The 3,040-nt window shown below is 49.7% G+C and carries 2 rRNA genes; both read right to left on the reverse strand.

The features are described 5' to 3' along the window. Nucleotides 1–80, reverse strand: a 5S ribosomal RNA gene (rrf, locus tag CD128_RS04125); the annotation flags it as partial. 69 nt (nt 81–149) lie between these two features. Continuing rightward, nucleotides 150–3,040, reverse strand: a 23S ribosomal RNA gene (locus CD128_RS04130); the annotation flags it as partial.

Raw genomic sequence — 3,040 nt, forward strand, 5'->3', positions numbered from 1 at the left:
CAACTACCATCGGCGCTAAGGAGCTTAACTTCTGTGTTCGGCATGGGAACAGGTGTGACCTCCTTGCCATTGTCACCAGACAAGTGAATGATTATACATTCAAAACTAGATAGTAAGTAAAGATTTTGCGTCGCAAAACTTTGAAAAAATTGATTAAGTCTTCGATCGATTAGTATTCGTCAGCTCCACGTGTCGCCACGCTTCCACCTCGAACCTATTAACCTCATCATCTTTGAGGGATCTTATAACCGAAGTTGGGAAATCTCATCTTGAGGGGGGCTTCATGCTTAGATGCTTTCAGCACTTATCCCGTCCATACATAGCTACCCAGCTATGCCGTTGGCACGACAACTGGTACACCAGAGGTATGTCCATCCCGGTCCTCTCGTACTAAGGACAGCTCCTCTCAAATTTCCTACGCCCACGACGGATAGGGACCGAACTGTCTCACGACGTTCTGAACCCAGCTCGCGTACCGCTTTAATGGGCGAACAGCCCAACCCTTGGGACCGACTACAGCCCCAGGATGCGATGAGCCGACATCGAGGTGCCAAACCTCCCCGTCGATGTGAACTCTTGGGGGAGATAAGCCTGTTATCCCCGGGGTAGCTTTTATCCGTTGAGCGATGGCCCTTCCATGCGGAACCACCGGATCACTAAGTCCGTCTTTCGACCCTGCTCGACTTGTAAGTCTCGCAGTCAAGCTCCCTTATGCCTTTACACTCTATGAATGATTTCCAACCATTCTGAGGGAACCTTTGAGCGCCTCCGTTACCTTTTAGGAGGCGACCGCCCCAGTCAAACTGCCCGCCTGACACTGTCTCCCACCACGATAAGTGGTGCGGGTTAGAAAGCCAACACAGCTAGGGTAGTATCCCACCAGCGCCTCCACGTAAGCTAGCGCTCACGCTTCAAAGGCTCCTACCTATCCTGTACAAGCTGTGCCGAATTTCAATATCAGGCTACAGTAAAGCTCCACGGGGTCTTTCCGTCCTGTCGCGGGTAACCTGCATCTTCACAGGTACTATGATTTCACCGAGTCTCTCGTTGAGACAGTGCCCAAATCGTTACGCCTTTCGTGCGGGTCGGAACTTACCCGACAAGGAATTTCGCTACCTTAGGACCGTTATAGTTACGGCCGCCGTTTACTGGGGCTTCGATTCGTAGCTTCGCAGAAGCTAACCACTCCTCTTAACCTTCCAGCACCGGGCAGGCGTCAGCCCCTATACATCACCTTACGGTTTAGCAGAGACCTGTGTTTTTGATAAACAGTCGCTTGGGCCTATTCACTGCGGCTCTTCTGGGCTTGCACCCTAAAGAGCACCCCTTCTCCCGAAGTTACGGGGTCATTTTGCCGAGTTCCTTAACGAGAGTTCGCTCGCTCACCTTAGAATTCTCATCTTGACTACCTGTGTCGGTTTGCGGTACGGGCACCTATTATCTATCTAGAGGCTTTTCTCGGCAGTGTGAAATCAACGACTCGAGGAAACAATTTCCTCTCCCTATCACAGCTCAATCTTAAGAGTGCCGGATTTGCCTAACACTCAATCTCACTGCTTAGACGTGCACTCCAACAGCACGCTTCGCCTATCCTACTGCGTCCCCCCATCGATTAAAACGATGTTAGGTGGTACAGGAATATCAACCTGTTATCCATCGCCTACGCCTGTCGGCCTCAGCTTAGGACCCGACTAACCCAGAGCGGACGAGCCTTCCTCTGGAAACCTTAGTCAATCGGTGGACGGGATTCTCACCCGTCTTTCGCTACTCACACCGGCATTCTCACTTCTAAGCGCTCCACATGTCCTTGCGATCATGCTTCAACGCCCTTAGAACGCTCTCCTACCATTGTCCAAAGGACAATCCACAGCTTCGGTAATATGTTTAGCCCCGGTACATTTTCGGCGCAGTGTCACTCGACTAGTGAGCTATTACGCACTCTTTAAATGATGGCTGCTTCTAAGCCAACATCCTAGTTGTCTGGGCAACGCCACATCCTTTTCCACTTAACATATATTTTGGGACCTTAGCTGGTGGTCTGGGCTGTTTCCCTTTCGAACACGGACCTTATCACCCATGTTCTGACTCCCAAGTTAAATTAATTGGCATTCGGAGTTTGTCTGAATTCGGTAACCCGAGAGGGGCCCCTCGTCCAAACAGTGCTCTACCTCCAATAATCATCACTTGAGGCTAGCCCTAAAGCTATTTCGGAGAGAACCAGCTATCTCCAAGTTCGATTGGAATTTCTCCGCTACCCACAGTTCATCCGCTCACTTTTCAACGTAAGTCGGTTCGGTCCTCCATTCAGTGTTACCTGAACTTCAACCTGACCATGGGTAGATCACCTGGTTTCGGGTCTACGACCAAATACTGAACGCCCTATTCAGACTCGCTTTCGCTACGGCTCCACATTTTCTGCTTAACCTTGCATCAGATCGTAACTCGCCGGTTCATTCTACAAAAGGCACGCCATCACCCATTAACGGGCTCTGACTACTTGTAAGCACACGGTTTCAAGTTCTCTTTCACTCCCCTTCCGGGGTACTTTTCACCTTTCCCTCACGGTACTGGTTCACTATCGGTCACTAGAGAGTATTTAGCCTTAGGAGATGGTCCTCCCAGATTCCGACGGAATTTCACGTGCTCCGTCGTACTCAGGATCCACTCAAGAGAGAATACATTTTCAACTACAGGATTATTACCTTCTTTGATTCAACTTTCCAGATGATTCGTCTAACATATTCCTTTGTAACTCCGTATAGAGTGTCCTACAACCCCAATAAGCAAGCTTATTGGTTTGGGCTCTTCCCGTTTCGCTCGCCGCTACTCAGGGAATCGAATTTTCTTTCTCTTCCTCCGGGTACTAAGATGTTTCAGTTCTCCGGGTCTGCCTTCTGACAAGCTATGAATTCACTTGTCGATAACACGACATAACTCGTGCTGGGTTCCCCCATTCGGAAATCTCTGGATCAACGCTTACTTACAGCTACCCAAAGCATATCGTCGTTAGTAACGTCCTTCATCGGCTTCTAGTGCCAAG

Source organism: Staphylococcus croceilyticus, from assembly GCF_002902575.1.
GTDB lineage: Bacteria > Bacillota > Bacilli > Staphylococcales > Staphylococcaceae > Staphylococcus > Staphylococcus croceilyticus.